Source organism: Pseudobutyrivibrio ruminis (assembly GCF_015057245.1).
Classification (GTDB): Bacteria; Bacillota; Clostridia; order Lachnospirales; family Lachnospiraceae; genus Pseudobutyrivibrio; species Pseudobutyrivibrio ruminis_E.
In genome coordinates, this window is the sequence record NZ_SVET01000011.1 from 38160 (window position 1) to 61680 (window position 23521).

20 protein-coding genes and 2 tRNA genes are annotated in these 23521 nt (G+C 38.0%); 21 read left to right on the top strand and 1 reads right to left on the bottom strand.

Annotated elements, in window-relative coordinates:
* Positions 1-193: 193 nt before the first annotated feature.
* From dnaN to E7274_RS10180, 16 genes are all read left to right on the top strand, one after another.
* The gene (gene dnaN / locus E7274_RS10105) at positions 194-1309 is read left to right on the top strand and encodes a DNA polymerase III subunit beta (protein WP_033152526.1); all 1116 of its coding nucleotides are present in this window, start codon (positions 194-196) and stop codon (positions 1307-1309) included.
* On the top strand, positions 1309-1524 hold the full coding sequence (gene yaaA / locus E7274_RS10110) for a S4 domain-containing protein YaaA (RefSeq protein WP_033152527.1): 216 nt from the start codon (positions 1309-1311) through the stop codon (positions 1522-1524). The genes dnaN and yaaA overlap by 1 nt, the downstream gene beginning before the upstream one ends.
* Positions 1514-2611 carry a DNA replication/repair protein RecF gene (gene recF, locus E7274_RS10115; protein WP_304175694.1) on the top strand — a complete coding sequence of 366 codons (1098 nt, stop codon included), beginning with the start codon at positions 1514-1516 and terminating at the stop codon, positions 2609-2611. Before yaaA ends, recF begins: the two co-directional genes overlap by 11 nt.
* Complete coding sequence (gene gyrB, locus E7274_RS10120) at positions 2608-4536, top strand: DNA topoisomerase (ATP-hydrolyzing) subunit B (protein WP_304175696.1); 1929 nt, start codon at positions 2608-2610, stop codon at positions 4534-4536. The genes recF and gyrB overlap by 4 nt, the downstream gene beginning before the upstream one ends.
* 50 nt (positions 4537-4586) lie before the next feature.
* On the top strand, positions 4587-7121 hold the full coding sequence (gyrA, locus tag E7274_RS10125; protein WP_304175698.1) for a DNA gyrase subunit A: 2535 nt from the start codon (positions 4587-4589) through the stop codon (positions 7119-7121).
* Between the two features lie 116 nt (positions 7122-7237).
* Entirely contained in the window at positions 7238-8080 is an 843-nt protein-coding gene (locus E7274_RS10130; RefSeq protein WP_304175700.1) for a fumarate hydratase, read from the top strand.
* Positions 8080-8634, top strand: coding sequence for a Fe-S-containing hydro-lyase (locus E7274_RS10135; protein ID WP_304175702.1), 555 nt, complete (start codon positions 8080-8082; stop codon positions 8632-8634). Before E7274_RS10130 ends, E7274_RS10135 begins: the two co-directional genes overlap by 1 nt.
* A 58-nt stretch (positions 8635-8692) precedes the next feature.
* Entirely contained in the window at positions 8693-9604 is a 912-nt protein-coding gene (locus E7274_RS10140; protein WP_304175704.1) for an ABC transporter permease, read from the top strand.
* Positions 9605-9631: 27 nt separating this feature from the next.
* Positions 9632-10690 carry an ABC transporter permease gene (locus E7274_RS10145; RefSeq protein ID WP_044939280.1) on the top strand — a complete coding sequence of 353 codons (1059 nt, stop codon included), beginning with the start codon at positions 9632-9634 and terminating at the stop codon, positions 10688-10690.
* Positions 10691-10702: 12 nt separating this feature from the next.
* Positions 10703-11707, top strand: a complete 1005-nt coding sequence (locus E7274_RS10150; protein ID WP_304175706.1) for an ABC transporter ATP-binding protein — start codon at positions 10703-10705, stop codon at positions 11705-11707.
* Complete coding sequence (locus E7274_RS10155) at positions 11700-12677, top strand: ABC transporter ATP-binding protein (RefSeq protein ID WP_033152540.1); 978 nt, start codon at positions 11700-11702, stop codon at positions 12675-12677. Before E7274_RS10150 ends, E7274_RS10155 begins: the two co-directional genes overlap by 8 nt.
* 69 nt (positions 12678-12746) lie before the next feature.
* Positions 12747-14471 carry a peptide ABC transporter substrate-binding protein gene (locus E7274_RS10160; protein ID WP_304175708.1) on the top strand — a complete coding sequence of 575 codons (1725 nt, stop codon included), beginning with the start codon at positions 12747-12749 and terminating at the stop codon, positions 14469-14471.
* Positions 14472-14610: 139 nt separating this feature from the next.
* Positions 14611-14698: transfer RNA gene (locus E7274_RS10165), tRNA-Ser, on the top strand.
* A gap of 12 nt (positions 14699-14710) precedes the next feature.
* Positions 14711-14781: transfer RNA gene (locus E7274_RS10170), tRNA-Cys, on the top strand.
* Between the two features lie 93 nt (positions 14782-14874).
* The gene (gene tyrS, locus E7274_RS10175; protein ID WP_033152543.1) at positions 14875-16095 is read left to right on the top strand and encodes a tyrosine--tRNA ligase; all 1221 of its coding nucleotides are present in this window, start codon (positions 14875-14877) and stop codon (positions 16093-16095) included.
* 70 nt (positions 16096-16165) lie between these two features.
* Positions 16166-16732, top strand: coding sequence for a phosphatase PAP2 family protein (locus E7274_RS10180; RefSeq protein WP_304175709.1), 567 nt, complete (start codon positions 16166-16168; stop codon positions 16730-16732).
* Here the strand turns inward: E7274_RS10180 and E7274_RS10185 are convergent.
* A complete protein-coding gene (locus E7274_RS10185) occupies positions 16729-18390 on the bottom strand; it encodes an alpha-glucosidase (protein WP_304175710.1) in 1662 nt (553 codons plus the stop codon). The genes E7274_RS10180 and E7274_RS10185 overlap by 4 nt on opposite strands.
* Before the next feature lie 100 nt (positions 18391-18490).
* On the opposite strand from E7274_RS10185, the gene E7274_RS10190 reads away from it, so the two are divergent.
* The 5 genes from E7274_RS10190 (at position 18491) to E7274_RS10210 (ending at position 23521) form a co-directional block, all read left to right on the top strand.
* Positions 18491-19498 carry a LacI family DNA-binding transcriptional regulator gene (locus E7274_RS10190; RefSeq protein ID WP_304175713.1) on the top strand — a complete coding sequence of 336 codons (1008 nt, stop codon included), beginning with the start codon at positions 18491-18493 and terminating at the stop codon, positions 19496-19498.
* Positions 19499-19624: 126 nt separating this feature from the next.
* Positions 19625-21289, top strand: coding sequence for a glycoside hydrolase family 13 protein (locus E7274_RS10195; protein WP_304175715.1), 1665 nt, complete (start codon positions 19625-19627; stop codon positions 21287-21289).
* Positions 21290-21499: 210 nt separating this feature from the next.
* Positions 21500-22090 carry a manganese efflux pump MntP gene (locus E7274_RS10200; protein ID WP_304175717.1) on the top strand — a complete coding sequence of 197 codons (591 nt, stop codon included), beginning with the start codon at positions 21500-21502 and terminating at the stop codon, positions 22088-22090.
* A gap of 14 nt (positions 22091-22104) precedes the next feature.
* A complete protein-coding gene (locus E7274_RS10205; protein ID WP_304175719.1) occupies positions 22105-23091 on the top strand; it encodes a calcium/sodium antiporter in 987 nt (328 codons plus the stop codon).
* Between the two features lie 73 nt (positions 23092-23164).
* Positions 23165-23521, top strand: coding sequence for a zinc ribbon domain-containing protein (locus E7274_RS10210; RefSeq protein WP_033152561.1), 357 nt, complete (start codon positions 23165-23167; stop codon positions 23519-23521).

Genomic DNA, 23521 nt, shown 5'->3' on the forward strand with positions numbered 1-23521 from the left:
ATTTAGACATTTTTTATTCACAATTTATCCATACATTATCAATACATAATTCACATTTTTTCATGAGTTATTAATTCATGTTTTACGTATAAATACTGGTGTTTCACAGTTATATACAAATCAACAACCTATAAGAATAATACTTAGAATAAAAGTTATTTATTTTTTATGTTTAAGAAAGGGAGCGTATCAAATGAAAATTACTTGTCAAAAAGCTGACCTTGTTAAAGGAGTTAATATCGTATCAAAGGCAGTACCAACCAGAACTACAATGGCAATACTTGAATGTATTCTTATTGATGCATCTTCTGGTGAAATAAAACTTACTGCTAATGATATGGAAATAGGAATTGAAACTATTGTTAATGGAAACATTTTAGAAAGAGGTATCATTGCTCTTGATGCTAAAAAGTTTTCTGAGATTGTAAGAAAGCTTCCTGAAAATGAAGTTACTATAGAAACAGATTCTTCATTTAAAACATCTATCACATGTGAAAAAGCTAAATTTGATATTGTAGGAAAATCTGGAGAAGACTTTTCTTATATTCCTGTAATTCCTAGAAATCAGCCAATCGTTTTATCACAGCTTACATTAAGAGATATCATCAGACAGACAATCTTCTCTGTTGCTGATAATGATAATAATAAAATGATGACTGGTGAGCTTATTGAAATTAAAGATAATAAGCTTAAAGTAGTAGCACTTGATGGTCATAGAGTTTCTATTAGAAACGTAGAATTAAAGAATGATGCACCTGATGTAAAGGTGGTAGTTCCAAAGAAGACACTTAATGAAATTGTAAAAATCATTGATGGTGGTATTGATGATGAAGTAAATATTTTTGTTACTGATAACCACATCATTTTTGAATTTGATCAGACTACTGTTGTATCTCGTATCATTGAAGGAGAATACTTCAAAATTGAGCAGATGCTTTCAGCTGATTATGAAACAAAAATTAAAATAAATAAAAGAGAATTCTTTGATTGTATTGATAGAGCAACTATTCTTGTTAACGAAGGTGACAAGAAGCCAATTATTGTAAATGCAACAAACAATACAATGTCACTTTCAATTTCATCATTTATTGGATCAATGAATGAAGATATTGATATTGTAAAAGAGGGAAAAGATATCATGATTGGATTTAATCCAAAGTTTGTTATCGATGCCCTTAAGGTAATAGACGATGAAGAAATAAATCTTTACATGTTAAATGCAAAGAGCCCATGTTTCATCAAGGATGATAATGGTTCATTTATTTACATCGTTCTTCCTGTAAACTTTAATAATCCAGGAGCAAACTAATGGAAACTATTCAAATTAGAGATGAATTTATAAAACTTGGCCAGCTTCTTAAGCTTGCAAATCTTGTTGAATCAGGTGCAATGGCAAAGGAAGTTATTGAGGAAGGTCTTGTTAAATATAATGGCGAAGTAGAAACTCGTCGAGGCAAGAAAATTTATCCTGGCGATGTTGTTGAATTTAATGGAGAAAGCGTAACAGTTACTAATGATAATTAAATCCATTGAACTTAAGAATTTTAGAAATTATGAATCACTTAATATAAATTTTGATGATCATACTACTATTCTTTATGGAGATAACGCTCAAGGTAAAACAAACATATTAGAGGCTGCTTATTTAAGTGGCACCACAAAATCCCATAAGGGAAGTCGTGATAAAGAAATAATAAAGTTTGATACTGATGAAAGTCATATCAAAACTATTGTTGAAAAAAATGACAGGGAATATCAAATCGATATTCACCTTAAGAAAAATAAATCAAAAGGAATTGCTATTAATAGAGTTCCAATAAAAAAAGCAGCTGAGTTATTTGGACTTATAAATATTATTTTCTTTTCTCCTGAGGACTTAAACATCATTAAAAATGGTCCTTCAGAGAGAAGAAAATTTATGGATGCTGAGCTTTGCCAAATTGATAAAATCTATCTTTCAGATTTGACAAATTACAACAAAGCATTAAATCAAAGAAATGCTCTACTTAAAGAGATGATTTATAAGCCAGAATTAAAAGAAACTTTAAGCCTTTGGGATGAACAACTTATATCCTACGGCAAAAAGATAATCACAAGACGTCAGCAATTTATCAATGATATCAACATTATTGTTAAAGATATCCACTCAAAGATTACTTCTGGTAAAGAAAATATTGAAGTGACCTATGATCCAAATATAGAGGACATATTCTTTCTTGACGAATTAGTCAAAAATAAAGAAAAGGACATGAGATTTTGTCAAACCTCTGTTGGACCTCACAGGGATGATATCAAAATTACAGTTGATGGAATTGATATTAGAAAATTTGGAAGTCAAGGCCAGCAGCGTACCTGCGCTCTCTCGCTAAAGCTTTCAGAAATAAAATTAGTTGAAAATACAATAAATGATAAACCAATATTACTTTTAGATGATGTTTTATCAGAGCTTGATAAAAATCGTCAAAGTGATTTGCTTGATAATTTAATTGATACACAAACAATCATTACCTGCACAGGTCTTGATGAATTTGTAAAAAATAGATTTTTGCTAAACACAGTTTATAAAGTAACAGATGGTTCTATAGAATTAATAACGGAGGAACACAGGTGAGTAAGGAAGTAAATCAGGAGTACGGTGCAGACCAAATACAGATTTTGGAAGGACTTGAAGCAGTTCGTAAGCGTCCTGGTATGTATATTGGATCTACATCAGAAAGAGGTCTTCATCATTTAGTATATGAGATAGTTGATAATGCTGTTGATGAAGCACTTGCTGGATTTTGTACTCATATTCAAGTAACAATTAATCCTGACAATTCGATTACAGTAGTCGATGATGGCCGAGGAATTCCTACAGGAATTAACAGTAAGGCAGGTATCCCTGCGGTTGAGGTTGTATTTACTGTGCTTCATGCTGGAGGAAAGTTCGGCGGTGGCGGATACAAGGTATCAGGTGGACTTCACGGTGTAGGTGCTTCAGTTGTTAATGCCCTTTCAAATTGGGTTGAAGTAGAAATCAAGCGTGAAGGAAAAATCTTTAAGCAGAGATACGAACGAGGAAAGACAATGTATCCTCTTAAAGAAATTGGTACTTGCCCTGTTGAAGAAACAGGAACAAAGGTAACATTCCTTCCAGATGATACAATTTTTGAAACTACAATTTTTGATTATAAGACACTTAAAGTAAGACTTCGTGAGACAGCGTTCCTTACAAAGGGACTTCGCATCACTCTTACAGACAAAAGAGGTGATGAGCCACACGAGGAAAGCTTCCACTACGAAGGTGGTATCAAGGAATTTGTTCAGTATATCAACCGTGGAAACGAAGCACTTTACGATGAGGTTATTTATTGCGAAGGTACAAAGGACAATATCTACGTTGAGGTTGCTATGCAGCACAATGATGGATATCAGGATCAGGCCTACAGCTACGTTAATAACATCGTAACTCCAGAAGGTGGTACACATCTTACTGGTTTCAGAGGTGCTCTTACAAAAGTATTTAATAAATATGCTAGAGATTACAAGATTTTAAAGGATTCAGATCCACAGCTTGATGGTGATGATATTCGAGAAGGTCTTACAGCAATTATTTCTATCAAGATTGAAGAGCCTCAGTTTGAAGGTCAGACAAAGCAAAAGCTTGGAAACTCTGAAGCTCGTGGAGCTGTCGATGCAATAGTATCAGAACAGCTTACATGGTTCCTTGAGCAGAATCCAACAATTGCTAAAAGCATCTGTGAAAAATCGATGCTTGCGCAGCGAGCAAGAGAAGCAGCTAGAAAGGCTCGTGATCTTACTCGTAGAAAAACAGCTCTTGAAGGAATGTCACTTCCTGGAAAGCTTGCAGATTGCTCAGACAAGGATCCAAAGAACTGCGAAATCTTTATAGTAGAGGGTGATTCCGCTGGTGGTTCAGCAAAAACTGCTCGAAGCCGTGCAACACAGGCTATTTTGCCACTTCGTGGAAAAATTCTTAACGTAGAAAAAGCCCGTGAAGATAGAATTTACAGCAACGCCGAAATAAAGGCAATGATTACAGCATTCGGTACAGGTATTCATGAAGACTTTGATATTTCAAAGCTTCGTTATCACAAAATCATTATTATGACTGATGCCGATGTTGATGGTGCTCATATTGCAACACTTATGCTTACATTCCTTTACAGATTTATGCCAGAGCTTATTAAGCAGGGATATGTATATCTTGCTACTCCTCCACTTTACAAGTTGGAGAGAAATAAAAAAGTTTGGTATGCATATTCTGATGAAGAATTAAATCAGATTCTTACAGAAGTTGGCCGTGATAGCTCAAACAAAATCCAGCGATACAAAGGACTTGGTGAGATGGATGCTGAGCAGCTTTGGGAAACAACAATGGATCCTGAAAAGAGAATTCTTAAGCGTGTAGTTATTGATGATGAAGATGCTTCAGAAATCAATGTTACATTCTCAACTCTTATGGGTGACAAGGTTGAGCCAAGACGTGAATTCATCGAAGCTAACGCTAAATACGTACAGAACTTAGATATCTAAATCTTAAAAAATTTCGGGGCAAGCCCCGATAGCAAAAATGAAGGAAAAATATGGACGACAAAATTTTTGATAATATTCATGATGTTGATCTGAAACAAACAATGGAAACCTCATACATCGATTATGCCATGAGTGTAATTGCCTCACGTGCTCTTCCAGATGTACGAGACGGTTTAAAGCCTGTTCAGCGAAGAGTTCTCTTTTCAATGATCGAGCTTAATAATGGTCCTGACAAGCCTCACAGAAAATGTGCTCGTATTGTCGGTGATACAATGGGTAAATATCACCCACATGGTGATAGTTCTATTTATGGTGCACTTGTCAACATGGCACAGGAATGGAACACACGTTATCCACTAGTAGATGGCCATGGTAACTTCGGATCTGTGGATGGCGATGGCGCAGCTGCCATGCGATACACTGAGGCCCGTCTCTCAAAGATTTCCATGACAATGTTTGGTATCAACTACAAGGATGAAAAATTCACTCTTGGTAAAGATATTGACATGGATGGCGTAGACTTCATGCCAAACTTTGATGAAACTGAAAAGGAGCCAACAGTTCTTCCAGCCCGCTACCCTAATCTTCTTGTTAATGGTACAACTGGTATCGCCGTTGGTATGGCAACAAATATTCCACCACACAATCTTCGTGAGGTAATTGGTGCTGTTAATAAAATCATCGACAACCAAATTGAAGAAGATAGAGATACAGAAATTGATGAGCTTCTTGATATTGTAAAGGGCCCAGATTTTCCAACAGGTGGTGTAATTCTTGGAAAGGCAGGAATTGAAGAAGCATACCGTACAGGTCGTGCTAAAATCAGAGTTCGTGCTGTTTCAGAAATCGAGCCAATGGACAATGGTAAAAACAGAATTGTTGTTACTGAGCTTCCATACATGGTTAACAAAGCTCGACTCATCGAAAAGATTGCAGAGCTTCACAAAGATAAGAGAATTGATGGAATCACAGATCTTCGTGATGAGTCATCTCGTGAAGGTATGAGAATCTGTATCGAGCTTAGACGTGATGTAAATCCAAACATCATTTTAAATCAGCTTTATAAGCACACTCAGCTTCAGGATACTTTCGGTGTTATCATGCTTGCACTTGTTGATAATCAGCCAAAGATTCTTAGCCTTAAGGAAATGCTTGTACATTACCTTAACCATCAGAAGGATGTTGTTACTCGTCGTACAAAGTACGAGCTCAACAAAGCTGAGGAACGTGCTCACATATTAGAGGGATTACTTATTGCTCTCGATAATATCGATGAAGTAATTCAGATTATTCGTAATTCAGCTGATGTAGCAACAGCCAAAGCTACATTGATGGATCGTTTTGGTCTTTCAGATGCTCAGGCTCAGGCCATTGTTGATATGCGTCTTCGTGCTCTTACAGGTTTGGAAAGAGACAAGATTCAGCAGGAATACAATGAATTACAGGTATTAATTGGAAAATTGAAGGCTATTCTTTCAGACGAAAAGGTACTTCTTTCAGTAATCAAAACTGAAATTACAGAAATCGCTGATAAATATGGCGATGATAGACGTACATCAATCGGATATGATGAGTACGATATCAATATGGAGGATATGATTCCTGTTACTAATACAGTTGTTACCTTCACAAAGCTTGGTTATATCAAGCGTATGAACGAAGACAACTTCAAGACTCAGCACAGAGGTGGTAAAGGAATCAAGGGCATGGATACAATCGATGATGATTATGTTGTAGAAATGCTTATGATGTCATCCCATGACTATCTCCTCTTCTTTACAAATAAGGGTCGAGTATACAGAATCAAAGCATACGAGATTCCAGAAAGCAGCAGAACAAGCCGAGGTATTGCGGTAGTTAATATCCTTCAGCTTCAGCCAGATGAAAAGGTAACAGCTATGATTCCTATTGAGGATTACAGCGAAGATAAATACTTATTCATGGCAACTGCAGATGGATTTGTTAAGAAGACAAAGATAACTGAATACGAAAACATTCGAAAGAATGGTCTTACAGCAATTACACTTCGTGATGATGATATGCTTATTGAAGTTAAGCTTACAGATGGTGATGAAGATGTAATTATGGTTACAAAATATGGTCAGGCAATCCGCTTTAGCGAGACAGAGGTTCGTCCAACAGGCCGTGCAACAATGGGTGTTATCGGTATGAACCTTGCAGCTGATGATATGATTATTGGAATGCAGCTTATTTCTCAGGGCGAAAGCCTTATGACTGTATCAGAAAATGGTCTTGGTAAATGTACTCTTATGACTGAGTTCAACACAATCCACCGTGGTGGTAAGGGTGTTAAGTGTTACAAGATTACAGAAAAGACTGGTAACCTAATCGGAGCAAAGGCAGTTGAGAAAGACGACGAAGTAATGCTCATCAATGATGCTGGAACCATTATTAGAATTAATGTAGCCGGCACTGCTCTTTTAAGTCGAATCACATCTGGTGTAAAATTAATCGACCTAAAAGAAAATACTAAGCTAATTAGTATTGCAAAAGTTAGAAAAAGTGATACAATACTTGCGGAAGAGGTTGAAGAATTAAATGAAGGTTCAACAACCGAATCATAAAAGTGTGTAATAGCAATGGGGCTGTTATTTAAAAAAATAGCAGCCCTTTTTATTTAAATCTTATTGCTTTACTCATTTAAAGTGACGATAAATTAAAGCATTAACAGGATATAGTGATGAAGAACATTAAAACAGCAGATATTGTTAACATCGTTAGTGAAATGTGTATTCAGGCGAATCATTATCTATCTGATGATATGAATTCACGATTAAAAAATTCTGTTAACACTGAAAAATCTGAGCTTGGAAAGAAAATTTTAAACCAGCTTCAAGAAAATCTTGAAATAGCAGATAAGGAACAGATTCCTATTTGCCAGGATACTGGAATGGCAGTATTTTTTGTGGAGATTGGGCAGGAAGTTCATATCGACGATGGACTTTTAACGGATGCGATAAACGAAGGCGTTAGAAAAGGTTACACAGAGGGATACCTTAGAAAGTCAGTAGTTTCAGATCCAATTGAAAGAATCAACACAAAAGATAATACCCCAGCAGTCATCCATTATGATTATGTAGCTGGGGACAAATTAAAGATTACATTGGCACCAAAAGGATTTGGTTCTGAAAACATGAGTAGAGTTTTCATGCTAAAGCCGGCTGATGGAATCGAGGGAGTTAAAGAAGCTATTCTTACGGCGGTAAAAGATGCTGGGCCAAATGCCTGTCCACCAATGGTTGTTGGCGTAGGCATAGGTGGAACTTTTGAAAAGTCAGCCATCATGGCCAAACAAGCACTTACAAGAAGCTTCGACGATAGACCATCAACCCCATGGGTGAAAGACCTAGAGGATGAAATGCTTGAAAAGATTAATAATCTTGGCATTGGACCAGGCGGTCTCGGTGGTACTACTACTGCTCTAGCAGTAAACATTAATACATATGCAACTCACATTGCAGGACTACCAGTGGCAATCAATATTTGTTGCCACGTAAATAGGCATATTACAAGGGAGATTTAATGGAGCACAAAATTCAAACTCCAATAACTTCAGAAATAGCAACATCACTTCATTCAGGTGATTATGTCTACATAACAGGAGAGATATATGTTGCTAGAGATGCCGCTCACAAGCGGATGAAAGAAGCTCTTGATAAGGGAGAAGAACTTCCATTACCTATTGAAAATTCTACAATCTACTATATGGGACCATCCCCAGCCAGGGAAGGAAGACCAATCGGGTCGGCAGGTCCTACTACAGCAAGCCGTATGGATAAATACGCCCCACAGCTTCTTGACCTTGGAATGAAGGCAATGATTGGCAAGGGTAAAAGAAATCCTGATGTTGTAGATGCCATAGTTAGAAACAAAGCTGTTTATTTTGCAGCTGTCGGAGGAGCTGGTGCTCTTCTATCAAAATGTATCAAATCTTCAAAAGTGATTTGTTACGACGACCTTGGAGCTGAAGCTATTAGAAAGCTTTATGTAGAGGATTTTCCAGTAATCGTGGTTATTGATTCTGATGGAAACAACCTATACGAAACAGCTATCAAGGAATTTCAAATTTTAAATTAGATTTAAAAACTGTGCGGGGTTTTTAAATAAAGTAGTACAAGAAAAGGAGTATAAAAAATTGGCAAAATATGTTGTTAAAAGAGTTTTGCTGGCATTCGTTACAGTAATCATTATTAGTTTGATTACATTCTTCGCAATGAATGCTATTCCAGGCGGTCCTTTCAATAAAGAAAAGGCAGTCAACGAAGCTGTTATTAGACAGCTTGAGGCTAGATATAATTTGGATAAGCCTCTGTGGGAGCAGTACATAATTTATATGAAAAATATGGCACACGGCGATTTCGGTGTATCTCTTAAAAACGGTCGTGAGATTAAAGATATTTTCGCGGAGAGTTTTCCTATCTCTGCAAAGATTGGTTTAATTGCAGCATTCTTCGCAATCATCTTTGGAATTATCCTTGGATCAATTGCAGCACTTAAGAGAAATAAATGGCAGGATAGATTGATTATCTTCTTTATTACGATAATAACCTCCATGCCATCGTTCGTAGTAGCAACTATTTTGCTTTACGTATTTAGTGTAAAGCTTGGTGTAATACAAGCCTTCTCCGCTGGAGAAAACTTAGTATTCTTGCCAGTGCTTGCTCTTTGTTTATCTCCACTTGCATATATTACTCGACTTACAAAGACATCAATGCTTGATGCACTTGGACAGGATTACATCCGTACAGCAAAGGCAAAGGGTGTTTCATCGAGAAAAGTTATCTTCGTTCATGGTCTTAGAAATGCATTAATTCCAGTTATTACATATGTTGGACCAATGGTTGCTAGTATTCTTACTGGTTCAATGGTTGTAGAAGCAATCTTCAACCTTGGTGGACTTGGATCAAAGTTCGTAAGTGCCATCACAAACCGTGATTACACACTTATCATGGCAACTACCATCTTCCTTGCAACAGTAATGGTAATTGCAAACCTTATAACAGATATTGTTTATAAGATTGTTGACCCTCGTATTAAGCTTGACTAAGAATCAATTGAAAAGGAGTTATATTCGATGAAGGACAATTTTAAAAAGGCGCCTTTTTCTGCACAGATTGACCTTAGCAAGTTTTCTATGCAGGATTTTGAAAAGGCAACAGACGAAGAAAAAAGACAGCAGGATGTTATGGGCGAATCTACTACATTCTTTAAGGATGGTATGAGACGTCTTAGAAAGAATCCTTTAGCAATGCTTGCTATTGGAATTCTTATAGCACTTATCATAGTTATTATTTTTGCACCACTTGTTATTCCTTATGGTTATGCAGATATCATGAAAGGTTCTGCAAACCTACATCCATTTGAATACAGTGCATCAGAGCTTAAGCAAATAGCAAAAGGGGAAAGCGTATTCCCACACATCTTCGGTACTGATTCTCTTGGAAGAGATTATTTTATCCGTGTAATTTACGGAGCAAGAGTTTCACTTGTAGTTGGTATCTTTGCATCAATCCTTGTTTTAATGATTGGTATGCTTTACGGTTCTATCTCAGGTTACCTTGGTGGACGAGTTGACCTTGTTATGATGAGAATTGTTGATATCATCTATTCTTTACCAGACATGTTGTTGATAATTCTTCTTGCAGTAGTTTTAAACGAAACACTTGGAAGTATTATCAAAGGAACTATTTTTGCAAAACTTGGAACAAATATGATTGCTTTGTTTATCGTATTTGGACTTTTATATTGGGTAGGTATGGCCCGCCTTATCAGAGGTCAGATTCTTACTATCAAGCAGAATGAATACGTACTTGCTGCAAAATGTATCGGTACATCTACATCACGTACAATTTTGAAGCACATTTTACCAAACTGCTTATCAGTAATTATCATTACTACTGCCCTTCAGATTCCATCAGCTATCTTTACAGAGAGCTACCTTTCATTCGTAGGACTTGGTGTTTCTGCTCCAATGCCATCACTTGGTTCACTTGCAAACGAAGCAAGAAGCGGTATGATGACATATCCAGAAAGACTTTTGTTCCCAGCATTTGCAATCTGCTTGATTGTACTTGCATTAAACTTACTTGGCGATGGTCTTCGTGACGCATTCGATCCAAAGTTGTCTAGATAAGAGGTGAAAAAGATGGAAGATTATAAGTACATTTTAGAGTTACAGGATCTACATACAACCTTTACTACAGACAACGGTGATGTATGTGCTGTAAACGGAGTTAATTTTACACTTGAGCCAGGAAAAACTCTTGGTATCGTAGGTGAGTCTGGTTCAGGTAAATCAGTTACTGCATATTCAATAATGCAGATTCTTGCTGACAACGGAAGCATTTCCGGAGGCAAGGTTTTATACAAAGGCGAAAACATTGTAGATTGGGATGCTAAGCAGATGGCAGGTTTCCGTGGTAGATGCGTTTCTATCATTTTCCAGGATCCAATGACATCTCTTAACCCAGTATTTTCAATCGGTTATCAGTTAAAAGAAGCAATTCTTTTACATACAGACAAAACAAAGGAACAGGCAAACGAAAGAGCTAAGGAATTACTTAGCCTTGTAGGAATCAATGAGCCAGAAAAGCGTCTCAAGCAGTATCCACATGAGCTTTCAGGTGGTATGAGACAGCGTGTTATGATTGCCATGGCACTTGCTTGCGAGCCAGATATCCTTATTGCCGATGAGCCTACTACTGCCCTTGATGTTACAATCCAGGCCCAGATTCTTGAGCTTATGCAGGATCTTCAGAAAAAGCTTGGTATGGCAATCATCATGGTAACTCATGACCTTGGTGTAATCGCATCTATGTGTGATGAAATCATCGTTATGTATGGTGGTCGTGTTTGTGAAAGAGGTACAGCAGATGATATCTTCTACTCTCCTTCACACGAATATACAAAGGGCTTACTCCGCTCTATTCCAACAAAATCAAACAGCAAAGAGAGATTAGTACCAATCGGTGGTACACCAATCAATCTTTTAAACATGCCAGAAGGATGTGCATTCTGTCCTCGTTGCGATGAAGCAATGAAGATTTGCTTAAAGGAAAAGCCAGAAGAAATCAGAGTTGGCGAGACACACATGGCATCATGTTGGATGAATATTAAGAATATGAAGCAGGAGGAAGTAGTAAATGAGTAGCGAGAATATTTTAGAAGTAAGCCACTTAAAGCAGTACTTCCCAGTAAAAAATGGATTTAGAACAGTTCCTCTTAAGGCTGTTGATGATATTTCATTTACAATCAAGCCAGGTGAGACACTTGGTCTTGTAGGTGAGTCAGGCTGTGGTAAGACAACTGTAGGACGTACTCTTCTACGTCTTTACCAGCCAACAAGCGGACGTATTGTTTTTGATGGCGATGTACTTTATGATAGCGAGAAAAAAATTGATGTAAAAATGCAGCCATATCGTAAGCAGATGCAGATGGTATTCCAGGATCCATACTCTTCTCTTAACCCACGTATGACTGTAGAAGATATTATTGGTGAGCCTCTTGATGTACATAAGCTCTACACATCAAAGGGTGAGCGCCATGACAAAATCATGGAGCTTATGGAAACAGTTGGTCTTAATGCAGAGCATGCAACACGTTATGCTCACGAGTTCTCAGGCGGACAGCGTCAGAGAATCGGTATCGCAAGAGCCCTTGCTGTAGATCCAAAATTCATCGTTTGTGATGAGCCTGTATCAGCTCTTGATGTTTCAATTCAGGCACAGGTTGTAAATATGTTTGAGGACCTCCAAAAGCAAAGAGGTTTATCATACTTATTTATCGCTCACGATTTATTAGTAGTTCAGCACATCTCTGACAGAATTGCTGTTATGTACTTAGGTCACATGATGGAAATTGCTGATGCAGATGAGCTTATGGATAACCCAATTCATCCATATACTCAGTCACTTCTTTCAGCAGTACCAATTCCAGATCCAGAGACAGCTAGAAAGAGCCAGAGAATTATTCTTGAGGGCGATGTTCCAAGTCCTCTTAAGATGCCTAGCGGATGTCCATTCAGAACAAGATGTCGCTACGCTACAGAGCAGTGTGCATGTGAGATGCCTCCATTTACAGATAGAGGTAATGGTCATATGGTTGCTTGCTGGAACAAATAAGAGAAGGTATTGGTTTTAATTCCTATAGGGATTGAAATATAAAGAGATTAAAATTATAGGAGGGATAGTATGAAGAAGAAATTAGTCTCATTAGTACTTGTTGCTGCTATGGCACTTTCAATGGTTGCATGTGGCAATAAGGCAGCATCTACTGAGAGCTCATCATCTACAGGTGAAGCACCAGCAGTTGCAACAACAAAGGAAGATAAGACAACACTTAACATTTGGATGTCTAGTGAGCCAGCTCACATTGATCCAGCTCTTAACTCATCAGTAGATGGTGGATGTCTTGCAGTAAACTCATTTGAAGGTTTGATGCGTTACAACGAGTCAGGCGAGCTTGAGCCAGCTTGTGCAGAGAGCTATGAGGTATCAGATGATGGACTTACATACACATTCACAATGCGTGATGGTTTAAAGTGGTCTAACGGTGATGATCTTGATGCAACAGATTTCGTTTACTCTTGGAAGCGTGCAGCTTCTCCAGAGGTTGCAGCTGATTACAGCTACCTTTGTGAAATCTTCCCAAGCTTCACATATGAAGAAGGTCTTGGTGATGGTGATGTAGTTGCTTCTGAAGATGGTAAGACTCTTACAGTAACACTTGGAGCAGTTTGCCCATATTTCCTTGATTTATGTGCATTCCCATTCTTCTTCCCAGTTAACCAGGAAGCTGTAGAAGCTTCTATGTCTGATGGTGATCCAGTTGGTACATGGGCTAACGATGCAGGCGAAAACTTCGTATGTAACGGTGCTTATGTTCTTAAATCATGGAACCATGATTCAGATATGACATATGTAAAGAACGACAATTACTGGGATGCTGATTCAGTAACAGTTACAACACTTAACGTAATGCTTACAGCAGAAACAACAGCTGCTTATACAGCTTACACAACAGGAGATCTTGATTTCATCGATGATATTCCTGTAGAGGAAATGGAAACAGCTAAGACAAGCTCAGAGTATGTAGTACTTGATAACCTTGGTACATACTATGCATCATTCAACTACAACACAGATCTTTATGATGAACTTGGTCTTGATGAGGAGCAGGCAAAGGTATTCCGTCATGCTATCACTCTTTTAATTGACCGTCAGTACATCATTGACACAGTTGGACAAAACAACCAGGAAATCGCTACATCATTTATTCCAACTGGATGCTCAGATGGTAACGGTGGTGAGTTCAAGAACAAGGATTACTACTCAACAGATTACGAAGCAAACGTAGAAGAGGCTAAGTCACTTCTTGAGTCTATCGGTTTATATGATACAGCTTCAGATGCTCTTACACAGGATATTTCTTTAACATACCTTACAAACAACTCAGAAGGTAACGTAAAGATTGGTGAGTGTATCCAGGCTGACCTTGCAACAGTAGGAATCAACCTTTCTATCGATCAGGAAGAGTGGAACGTATTCCAGGAGACACGTAAGGCTGGTAAGTACGACTTCGCTCGTGAAGGTTGGATCATGGATTACAACGACCCTATCAACATGCTTGAAATGTACACAACATCTTCAGGAAACAACAACCCACAGTTCGGTAAGGATTCTAGCAAGGACCTTGATTGGGCTAAGTATGATCAGATGATTTCTGATATCCGTTCAGAGGCAGATCTTGCAGCACGTGCAGAGCTTATGCATGAGGCAGAGGATTACCTTATGGATACATGGTGCATCATCCCTATCTACTACTACAACGATCCATACATGATCAAGGATTATGTAGATGGTGTATATGGTACTGTAGAGGGAATGAAGTATTTTTATCACGCAACAATCAACTAGTCTTTTTACTAGATTTTAAAGTGTGAAAAATTTTTGGGGAAATCGTGAAGATTTCCCCAAAATATTGTTGACAATGGTGCATTACTCTAGTAGAATAACACTTGCGTCGAAACAAAATAAGTAATTTACCTACAACTTTGGAGAAGTACTCAAGAGGCCGAAGAGGCGCCCCTGCTAAGGGTGTAGGTCGGGCAACCGGCGCGAGGGTTCAAATCCCTCCTTCTCCGTTTACTTAATAAGGTGCCATAGCCAAGTGGTAAGGCAAAGGTCTGCAACACCTCTATCACCAGTTCAAATCTGGTTGGCACCTCTACTTAATCCCTCGACCCTAGAAAATGGGGGCGAGGGATTTTTGTTTATACAAAACTAACTATTCAAAAATGTGAGAAAGGAGAATTTTGCAATGACAATTTATGACGAGTTAGTTGCTCGTGGCCTGATTGCTCAGGTAACAAACGAAGAAGAAATTAAAAAATTAATAAATGAGGGCAAGGCTACTTTCTATATCGGCTTCGATTGTACTGCAGATAGCCTTACAGCCGGTCACTTTATGGCTCTCACACTTATGAAGAGATTACAGATGGCTGGCAACAAGCCAATCGCCCTTATCGGTGGCGGAACTACTATGATCGGCGATCCTTCAGGTCGTACAGACATGAGAAAGATGCTTACACGTGAGGATATCGATCACAATGCTGAGTGCTTCAAGCGTCAGATGGAGCGTTTCATCGATTTCTCTGATGGCAAAGCTCTTATGCTTAACAACGCTGATTGGTTACTTGATCTCAACTACGTAGAACTTCTTAGAGAAGTTGGTGCATGTTTCTCAGTAAACAACATGCTTCGTGCTGAGTGCTACAAGCAGCGTATGGAAAAGGGACTTTCATTCCTTGAGTTCAACTACATGATTATGCAGTCATACGACTTCTATTACATGTTCCAGCACTATGATTGCAATCTTGAGTTCGGTGGTGACGATCAGTGGTCAAACATGCTTGGTGGTACAGAGCTTATCAGACGTAAGCTTGGTAAGGATGCTCACGCTATGACTATTACTCTTCTCACTGATTCACAGGGCAAGAAAATGGGTAAGACAGCTGGTAACGCAGTATGGCTTGATCCAAACAAGACTTCACCATTCGAGTTCTATCAGTACTGGAGAAATGTTGGTGATGCAGATGTTCTTAAGTGCATCCGTATGCTTACATTCCTTCCAATCGAGGAAATTGAAAAGATGGACAGCTGGGAAGGTGCACAGCTTAACGAAGCAAAGGATATCCTTGCTTATGAGCTTACACAGATGGTTCACGGTACAGAGGAGGCTGACAAGGCTCGCGAGGCTTCTAAGGCACTTTTCGCAGGTGGAGCAAACTCAGAAAACGTACCATGCCACAAGCTTTCAGATGAAGACTTCAAGGATGGCAAGGTAGACATCCTTCAGATTCTTGTTTCTGCTGGTCTTACAGCTAGCCGTGCAGAGGCTCGCCGTGCTGTTCAGCAGGGTGGTGTTTCAGTTAACGGAGACAAGGTTGCTGATCCATTTACATCATACGAAAAGGATGCATTTGCAGAGGAATTCCTTCTTAAAAAAGGCAAGAAATCTTTCTGCAAGATTGAAGCATAAAATATAAAAATGATATAATTAAAGTGCCAAGATACCTTGGCACTTTTTTGTATAAAGGAGAATATAAATAATGGGTAATGTCTTTTACTTTCAATGGGAATTGGATTTACTTCACTGGTTTCAGAGTATACACAATGGATTTTTAGACTGGATAGTTCCAAAGATTACTTTCTTAGGAAATGGAGGATGGTTTTGGATAGTTATTACTCTCCTACTCTTGATTTTGCCATTTAATAGAAAGATGGGTGTGCAGGCGGCAATATCTCTTGCAATGACATTTATAATTTGTAACTTGATTTTAAAACCAACTATCATGAGATGTCGTCCTTGTTGGCTTGAGCCTGATGTGCAGATGCTTGTAAATATTCCAAAGGACTTTTCATTTCCATCTGGTCATTCAAATGCCAGCTTTGCTGTAGCAACTGCTATATTTACAAGAAATAAAAAGCTTGGAATCCCAGCTCTTGTACTAGCAGCTTTAATCGCCATAAGCCGTTTGTATGTGTTTGTACACTGGCCTACAGATGTGCTAGCTGGTTCCTTGATAGGAATCTGTGGTGGAATCACAAGCTTTTTCATTGTGAATTTCATTTATAAAAAATTCAAAAGAAATGGTCTAGATGATGCCCGTGTCTAAACCATTTCAACAACTAACAATTCATAAGGAGAGAGCACAATTTCTGTGCTGTTAAATGAAGAATTGTCCAAGGTTTTGCTTGTATTGGAAAGCAAAACCTTTTTTATTTTGGAAGGAAGACTAAGTGTCTGGGCATCCTTCTGATAATTAGCAATAACCATTACACTCTTCTCTCCTATCCTACTGTAGGCAAGAAGGTTTTTCTGCTCTGGTTTGTATGGAGCAAATTCGCCATAAACAAATGTTGACTCATACTCTGGATTCTTTCTAAGAAAAATTAAGGCTTTATAAAAATTAAATACAGAATCCGAATCATTAATCTGCGCGGCAAGGTTGATGTATTTGTATTTTGGATTAACCATAAGCCATGGTCTACCATCGGTGAATCCTGCATTCTCAGAGTCATCCCATTGGAAAGGTGTACGTGCATTATCTCTTGTCACATTTATAAGATGTGCAAGGGCCTCAGCATGTGTCTTGCCTTCATGCAATGCAGTTTCGTAAATGTTGGCATTTGCACAGTCATCTAAATCACCAATATCGTTTACTTTATCCAGGTTTTCCATACCTATCTCCTGCCCCTGGTAAATAAATGGAAGTCCAGGAAGAAGGAAATATATACCTGCCAGCATCTTTTTGCTGGTGTCTGTCAAATCCTCTTTTGGTATAAACCTCGAAACGCCTCTAGGTTCGTCATGATTTTCGATGATGTTAGAAAGAAAACCTATGCCATCAACTCTTGCATGAGCCTTAAAGACTGCCTTTTTATAATTCTCTGGCGAAATATCTTCTTTGGTAGATTCAGCAGAAAAATCAAACATTGTAGAAAAATAGCCATGAGAGCCGATGAATAAAGGCAATTCATCATCCTTTTCATTAAAGACTTCACCTACAGTAAAAGCATCATGCTTTCTGAATGTCTCATCAGCTAATTCATTAAGGAAATCTCCTACCCCAGTTGCCTCTTTTAGCATATTGTCGATTGAGGAAAGTCCATCATCGCCATCCACAGGATAATCAGAAAATGGAAGCTTCTTTTTAATGTTGATAATGGCGTCGATTCTAAATCCAGCAATACCCTTATCTAGCCACCAGTTAATCATTTTGTATACTTCCTTGCGAAGTTTAGGGTTTTCCCAGTTTAAATCTGGCTGTTTCTTGTGGAACACATGAAGATAGATTTTGTCATCATGTCCTGGCAACTTTTCCCATACACTGCCTCCAAAATAGCTACGCCAATTGCAAGGCAAGGAATCACCATCCTTGTAATCTTCAATGTAAAAGAATTTGCCGTATTCTCCGTCAGGGTCTTCGCAGGCCTTTTTAAACCATTCATGTTCATCAGAGCAATGGTTTACCACCAAGTCCATTACAATGCCTATACCCCTCTTCTTCCCTTCTTCAATTAGACGGTCCAAATCATCAATAGTGCCAAAGCGTGGGTCGATATCGTAGTAATTAGAAATATCATATCCCTGATCAGCAAGAGGTGAGCAATAAATTGGTGAAAGCCAAATAATATCTATTCCAAGATCCCGCAAATAATCTAGTTTTTCAATAACTCCGTTTATATCTCCAATACCATCCCCATTGGTATCGTAAAAACTCTTTGGGTAGATTTGATAAGCTACCTTGTTGTGCCACCATTTTTTTTCCATAGTAAAAGCCACTCCTTAGATTAATCTAAGTAAACGCTAACATAAAAATATTGACAGGTAAATAGGTTATGCGTATAACTAAAAACAAGGAGGAGATGCTATGGTAAGGATAAAAGACATTGCAAAAACATGTGGTGTGAGCACAGCCACTGTATCGTATGTGTTGCATGGAAAGTATGAAAAGGTCTCAAAGGAAGTAAGAGAAAGAATTGAAGCAGAAATTGCAGAAAGTGGATATATTACAAATCAATCTGCAATCAATCTGGTAAGCAGATGCTCAGGCTTAATTGGCGTAGCGGTAATGGATTCCAGCGATAAAAAGGATATTATGGGTGACCCATATTTCAGTATTCTCTTCTCCTATCTTGAAAAGGAATTTAGAAAAAGAGATAAATATATTTTGATTATCCTGGACCAGTCTCCTGAACGTGTTGTAAAGGATGCGTTGCGATGGAATTTAGATGGGCTTATCCTTAGTAACTACACCAAAGAAGCCATGATTGCAATTAGCCAGGAGTTTGTAAAACCAATTGTTACCATAGATGCAGCCTTTGTTTATGAGTACGACAAGCTGGTGCAGGTTTTTATAGATGATTATGATGGTGGATACAAAATTGGTAACTATCTTGCGTCAATAGGCCATACAAATGTAGCCATGCTTGATGACAATGATGAGGAAGAAACAAGACATAGATGGCGTGGATTCCGCCAAAGCTTTATCGATAATGGTATTGAAATCGATGAAAGCTCTCACTTTATTATTGATATGAAAAGGGAAGAACTGCAGGATGGATTAGATAGAATTTATCCTGCATTGATAGAAAAATCTGCTGTATTTTGTATTTCAGATTTTTACGCTTTAAGAGTAATAAAATATTTAAATGAACATGGGAAAACAGTACCTGAGGATATTTCAGTAGCAGGTTATGATGATATATTGTTTTCAAAATTATCTACGCCAGAGCTCACCACAATAAGGCAAAATGTGCAGCAAAAAGCAGAATCTGCAGTAGAAAGCATGATGAAAATGATTAAGAATAAGCCAGTGGAACATAACATAAAGCTGCCTGTTGAGTTGATTGTTAGAGAGTCATGTAGACAGTTGTAAATTATTGATAAAAAAAAAATACAAATATGTCACATAGTAATAGTTATGTGCATAACCTTTGACCCAGGATAAGTCTTGGGTTAATTTTTAGTTACAAGGTTATTCGTATAACTAAAGGAGGACAGAATGGAAAAGGCATGGTGGAAAGAAAGTGTCATTTACCAGATTTATCCAAGATCTTTTTGTGATTCAAATGGTGATGGCATTGGTGATTTAAATGGTATACGAAGTAAATTAGATTACTTACAAAAGCTTGGAATTAACGTTATTTGGCTAAGTCCAATATATAAATCTCCTAACGATGACAATGGTTATGATATATCTGATTATCAGGACATAATGGATGATTTCGGTAATATGGACGATTTCGACGCACTATTAAAAGAGGCTCACGAGCATGGAATCAAAATCGTAATGGATTTGGTAGTTAATCACACATCGGATGAGCACAAATGGTTCGTTGAAAGTAGGTCGTCAAAGGATAATCCAAAGAGAGATTATTATATCTGGCGTGAGCCAAAAGATGGCAAAGAGCCAAATAACTGGGGCTCATGTTTCTCAGGATCAGCATGGGAATATGATGAAAAGACAGGTATGTATTATCTACATTGCTTTTCAAAAAAGCAGCCGGATTTGAATTGGGATAACGAAAAAGTCAGAGATGAAGTATTCAACATGATGACTTGGTGGTGTGAAAAGGGTATTGATGGATTCAGAATGGATGTTATTTCCATGATTTCAAAAGTACCTGGATTACCAGATGGAAACATAGGCGAGGGGGCTTTATATGGGGACTTATCTAATACAACAAACGGCCCAAGAGTTCACGAATACTTGCAGGAAATGAGAAAGCGAGTGCTTTCAAAATACGACTTGATCACAGTTGGGGAGTGCGCAGGCGTAACTATAGAGGAAGCAAAGAAATATGCAAGCCTTGATAACTCTGAGCTGAATATGGTTTTCGAGTTTGAGCACACAGGGCTAGATTATGATGAAAGAGGAAAATGGACCACCAAAAGATTCTATCTACCAGATCTTAAGGCAAACTTAAGTAAATGGCAGAACGAACTTGAGGGCGAGGCTTGGAATTCCTTGTATTGGGACAATCATGACCAGCCAAGAATTGTATCAAGACTTGGAGACGATTCACCCTTATCAGCAAAATGCATCGCCACAGTTCTTCACATGATGAAGGGTACGCCTTATATATATCAAGGCGAAGAGCTTGGAATGACAAATTATCCTTTCAAATCAATTGATGAATGTAGAGACATTGAAATACTCAATGCTTACAAGGAATTGGTTGGCGGAGGCCGAATGTCAGAGGAGGATTTAATGGACGGCATTCGAGCAAAAGGCCGTGATAATGCAAGAACACCAATGCAGTGGGATGACACTAAAGAGGCAGGATTTACAACAGGAAAGCCTTGGATAGGAGTTAATCCAAATTACAAGACAATCAATGCAAAAGCAGAACTGGAAGATAAGAACTCAGTATTTTATTACTATCAAAAGCTTATCCAGCTAAGAAGAAATAGCCAGTGGTCAGATATCATCGTATATGGAACATACCAGCTTTTAAACAAGGAAGATGAAAATGTATTTGCATACACAAGACAATTGGGGGACAGAAAAATTCTTGTTGTATGTAATGTAAGTGCCAATGAGGTGCAATACAAGCTGGATTTTGACGTGAAAGAAAAGGCTTGCTTGATTCGTAATTACGATAATGTGGATTTGGAAAAAGAGATGAGAGTCCCAGCCTGGTTCGCAGGAGTTTGGGAAATCTAAATCCTAGTGTTGACATTATGCAAGAATCTTTAGTATATTGTATACATCTCGTGAGGGAGTAGCAAGCGCTATAAATTGAATGCGTTGTTTGTCAACAGACTCGGGATTTACCCTGGCAAACATTAAATAGTGAGACTCACGTGTAGCCATAGATTTGGTTACACGTGGGTCTTTTTTGTTATATTAGCCCTCACAAAAAAGGAGTTTAATATGAGTGTAGTAGACATATTTTTATTCGGTGTAGGTCTATCTATGGATGCATTTGCTGTAGCTATCTGCAAAGGACTGGCAATGAAGCAGGTAAATAAAAAGCAAATGTTTATGATAGCACTATTCTTCGGTGGTTTTCAGGCATTGATGCCACTGATTGGTTTCATTTTGGGAAGTGCTTTTGCTGATATGATTTCAGCTTATGATCATTGGATTGCCTTCGTACTTCTGTTATATGTAGGTGGCAAAATGATTATTGACGCCATCCGTGAATGGAAGGATGAGGATAAGGTGGAAATCATGGATCCACCACTTGATTTAAAAGAACTTACACTTCTTGCAATTGCCACAAGTATTGATGCTTTAGCATGCGGAGTTACTTTTTCATTCTACGAAGAATTTAACATCTTTAGAGCAATCATAATAATTGGTTTAACAACATTTGCTATTTCAGCAGGTGGTGTTTATGTGGGAAATATTTTTGGTAATAAGTTCAAGGCAAAGGCCCAGTTATTAGGCGGATTTATCTTGATTTTCCTGGGCGTGAAAATCTTGCTTGAGCATTTATATGGAATATCATTTGGGTTTTAAAGGAGGAGAATTAAATGACATTTTTTAGCACAATACCTGGAGCTTTGATTCTCTTGGTAGTAGGATTTGTATTTTTGATTAAGGGAGCAGATTTCTTCGTTGAAGGCGCATCTGCTGTAGCAAAAAAGCTTCATGTGCCAGCACTTGTAATTGGTATGACAATCGTGGCAATGGGAACATCACTACCGGAGCTTTCTGTTTCAGTTACAGCGTCACTTGCGGGAAGCAACCAGTTAGCAATTGGAAATGTAGTAGGATCTAATATTTTCAACTTGATGGTAGTTCTTGGAAGCTGCGCGTTGTTTTCAGCACTTGAAGTAGCTGATGACACTATTAAAAAGGATTTTCCTTTTTCAGTAGCATGTGCAGTTGGCCTTATGATTATGGGATTAATCGGAAATTCAGTTGGACATTTTGATGGTTTGCTTCTTATTGTAGCTTTTGTTATCTTCCTTGGTTCGATGTTAATGTCAGCTAAGAAGCACAGAACAACTGCAGCAGAAATTGCAGAGGAAGAAGCAGAAAATGAAATCGTAGATATTCCAACCTGGCTTTGTATTATCTATATCATTGGCGGCGCTGTTGCTATCAAGTTTGGCGGTGATTGGGTAGTTGATTCATGTACAACACTTGCTCTTAAGTTTGGTATGTCAGAAACTCTTGTTGGTCTAACAATCGTAGCACTTGGAACATCACTTCCTGAGCTTGTAACATCAATTGTTGCTGCTAAGAAAAATGAGCTTGATATGGCAATTGGAAATGTAGTTGGTTCTAATATATTTAATATACTTTTGATTCTTGGCGTGGCAGGTGCAATTTCACCTATGACTTACCTTACAGTAAACGCTATTGATACATTGATTCTTGTAGCTTTTTCAGCTGTTGTGTGGCTCATGTGTTTAAAGAAAAAGAATCTAAATAGAGCTAATGGAATCATCATGTTGTTACTTTATGTGGCATATCTTGCTTATATCATCGTAAGAGATGGCGGTGTAGCATAGATTAAATGTGGTAAAAAGTACAGTGTTATGGTAAAATCATAAAGTTTAAAGGGTTGAATAAGGAGGTAATTTTATGGGTCTTTTAGACAATCTTTCAGATAGCATTAGAAGTACCACCCAAGACCTTAGCAAAAAAGCTCAAAACGCTACAGATATGACCAAATTGCAGTATGACAAAAAGGTCAAAGAAGGCGAACTTATCAAGCTTTATGAAAAGCTTGGCAAGAAATACTATCAAGAGCACAAAGATGAGGACAGCGAAGATATCAAACGAATCACCGCTGTGACTCTTCGAATCAAAGAGATATCAGATGATATCATGGCACTTAAAGGCGGTGTAGCCTGCCCTAAGTGTGGCGCATTAGTCAAAAATGGCTCCATGTACTGTAGTGCATGTGGAGAAAAAATAGAGGATATTTTTGAAGAGTAG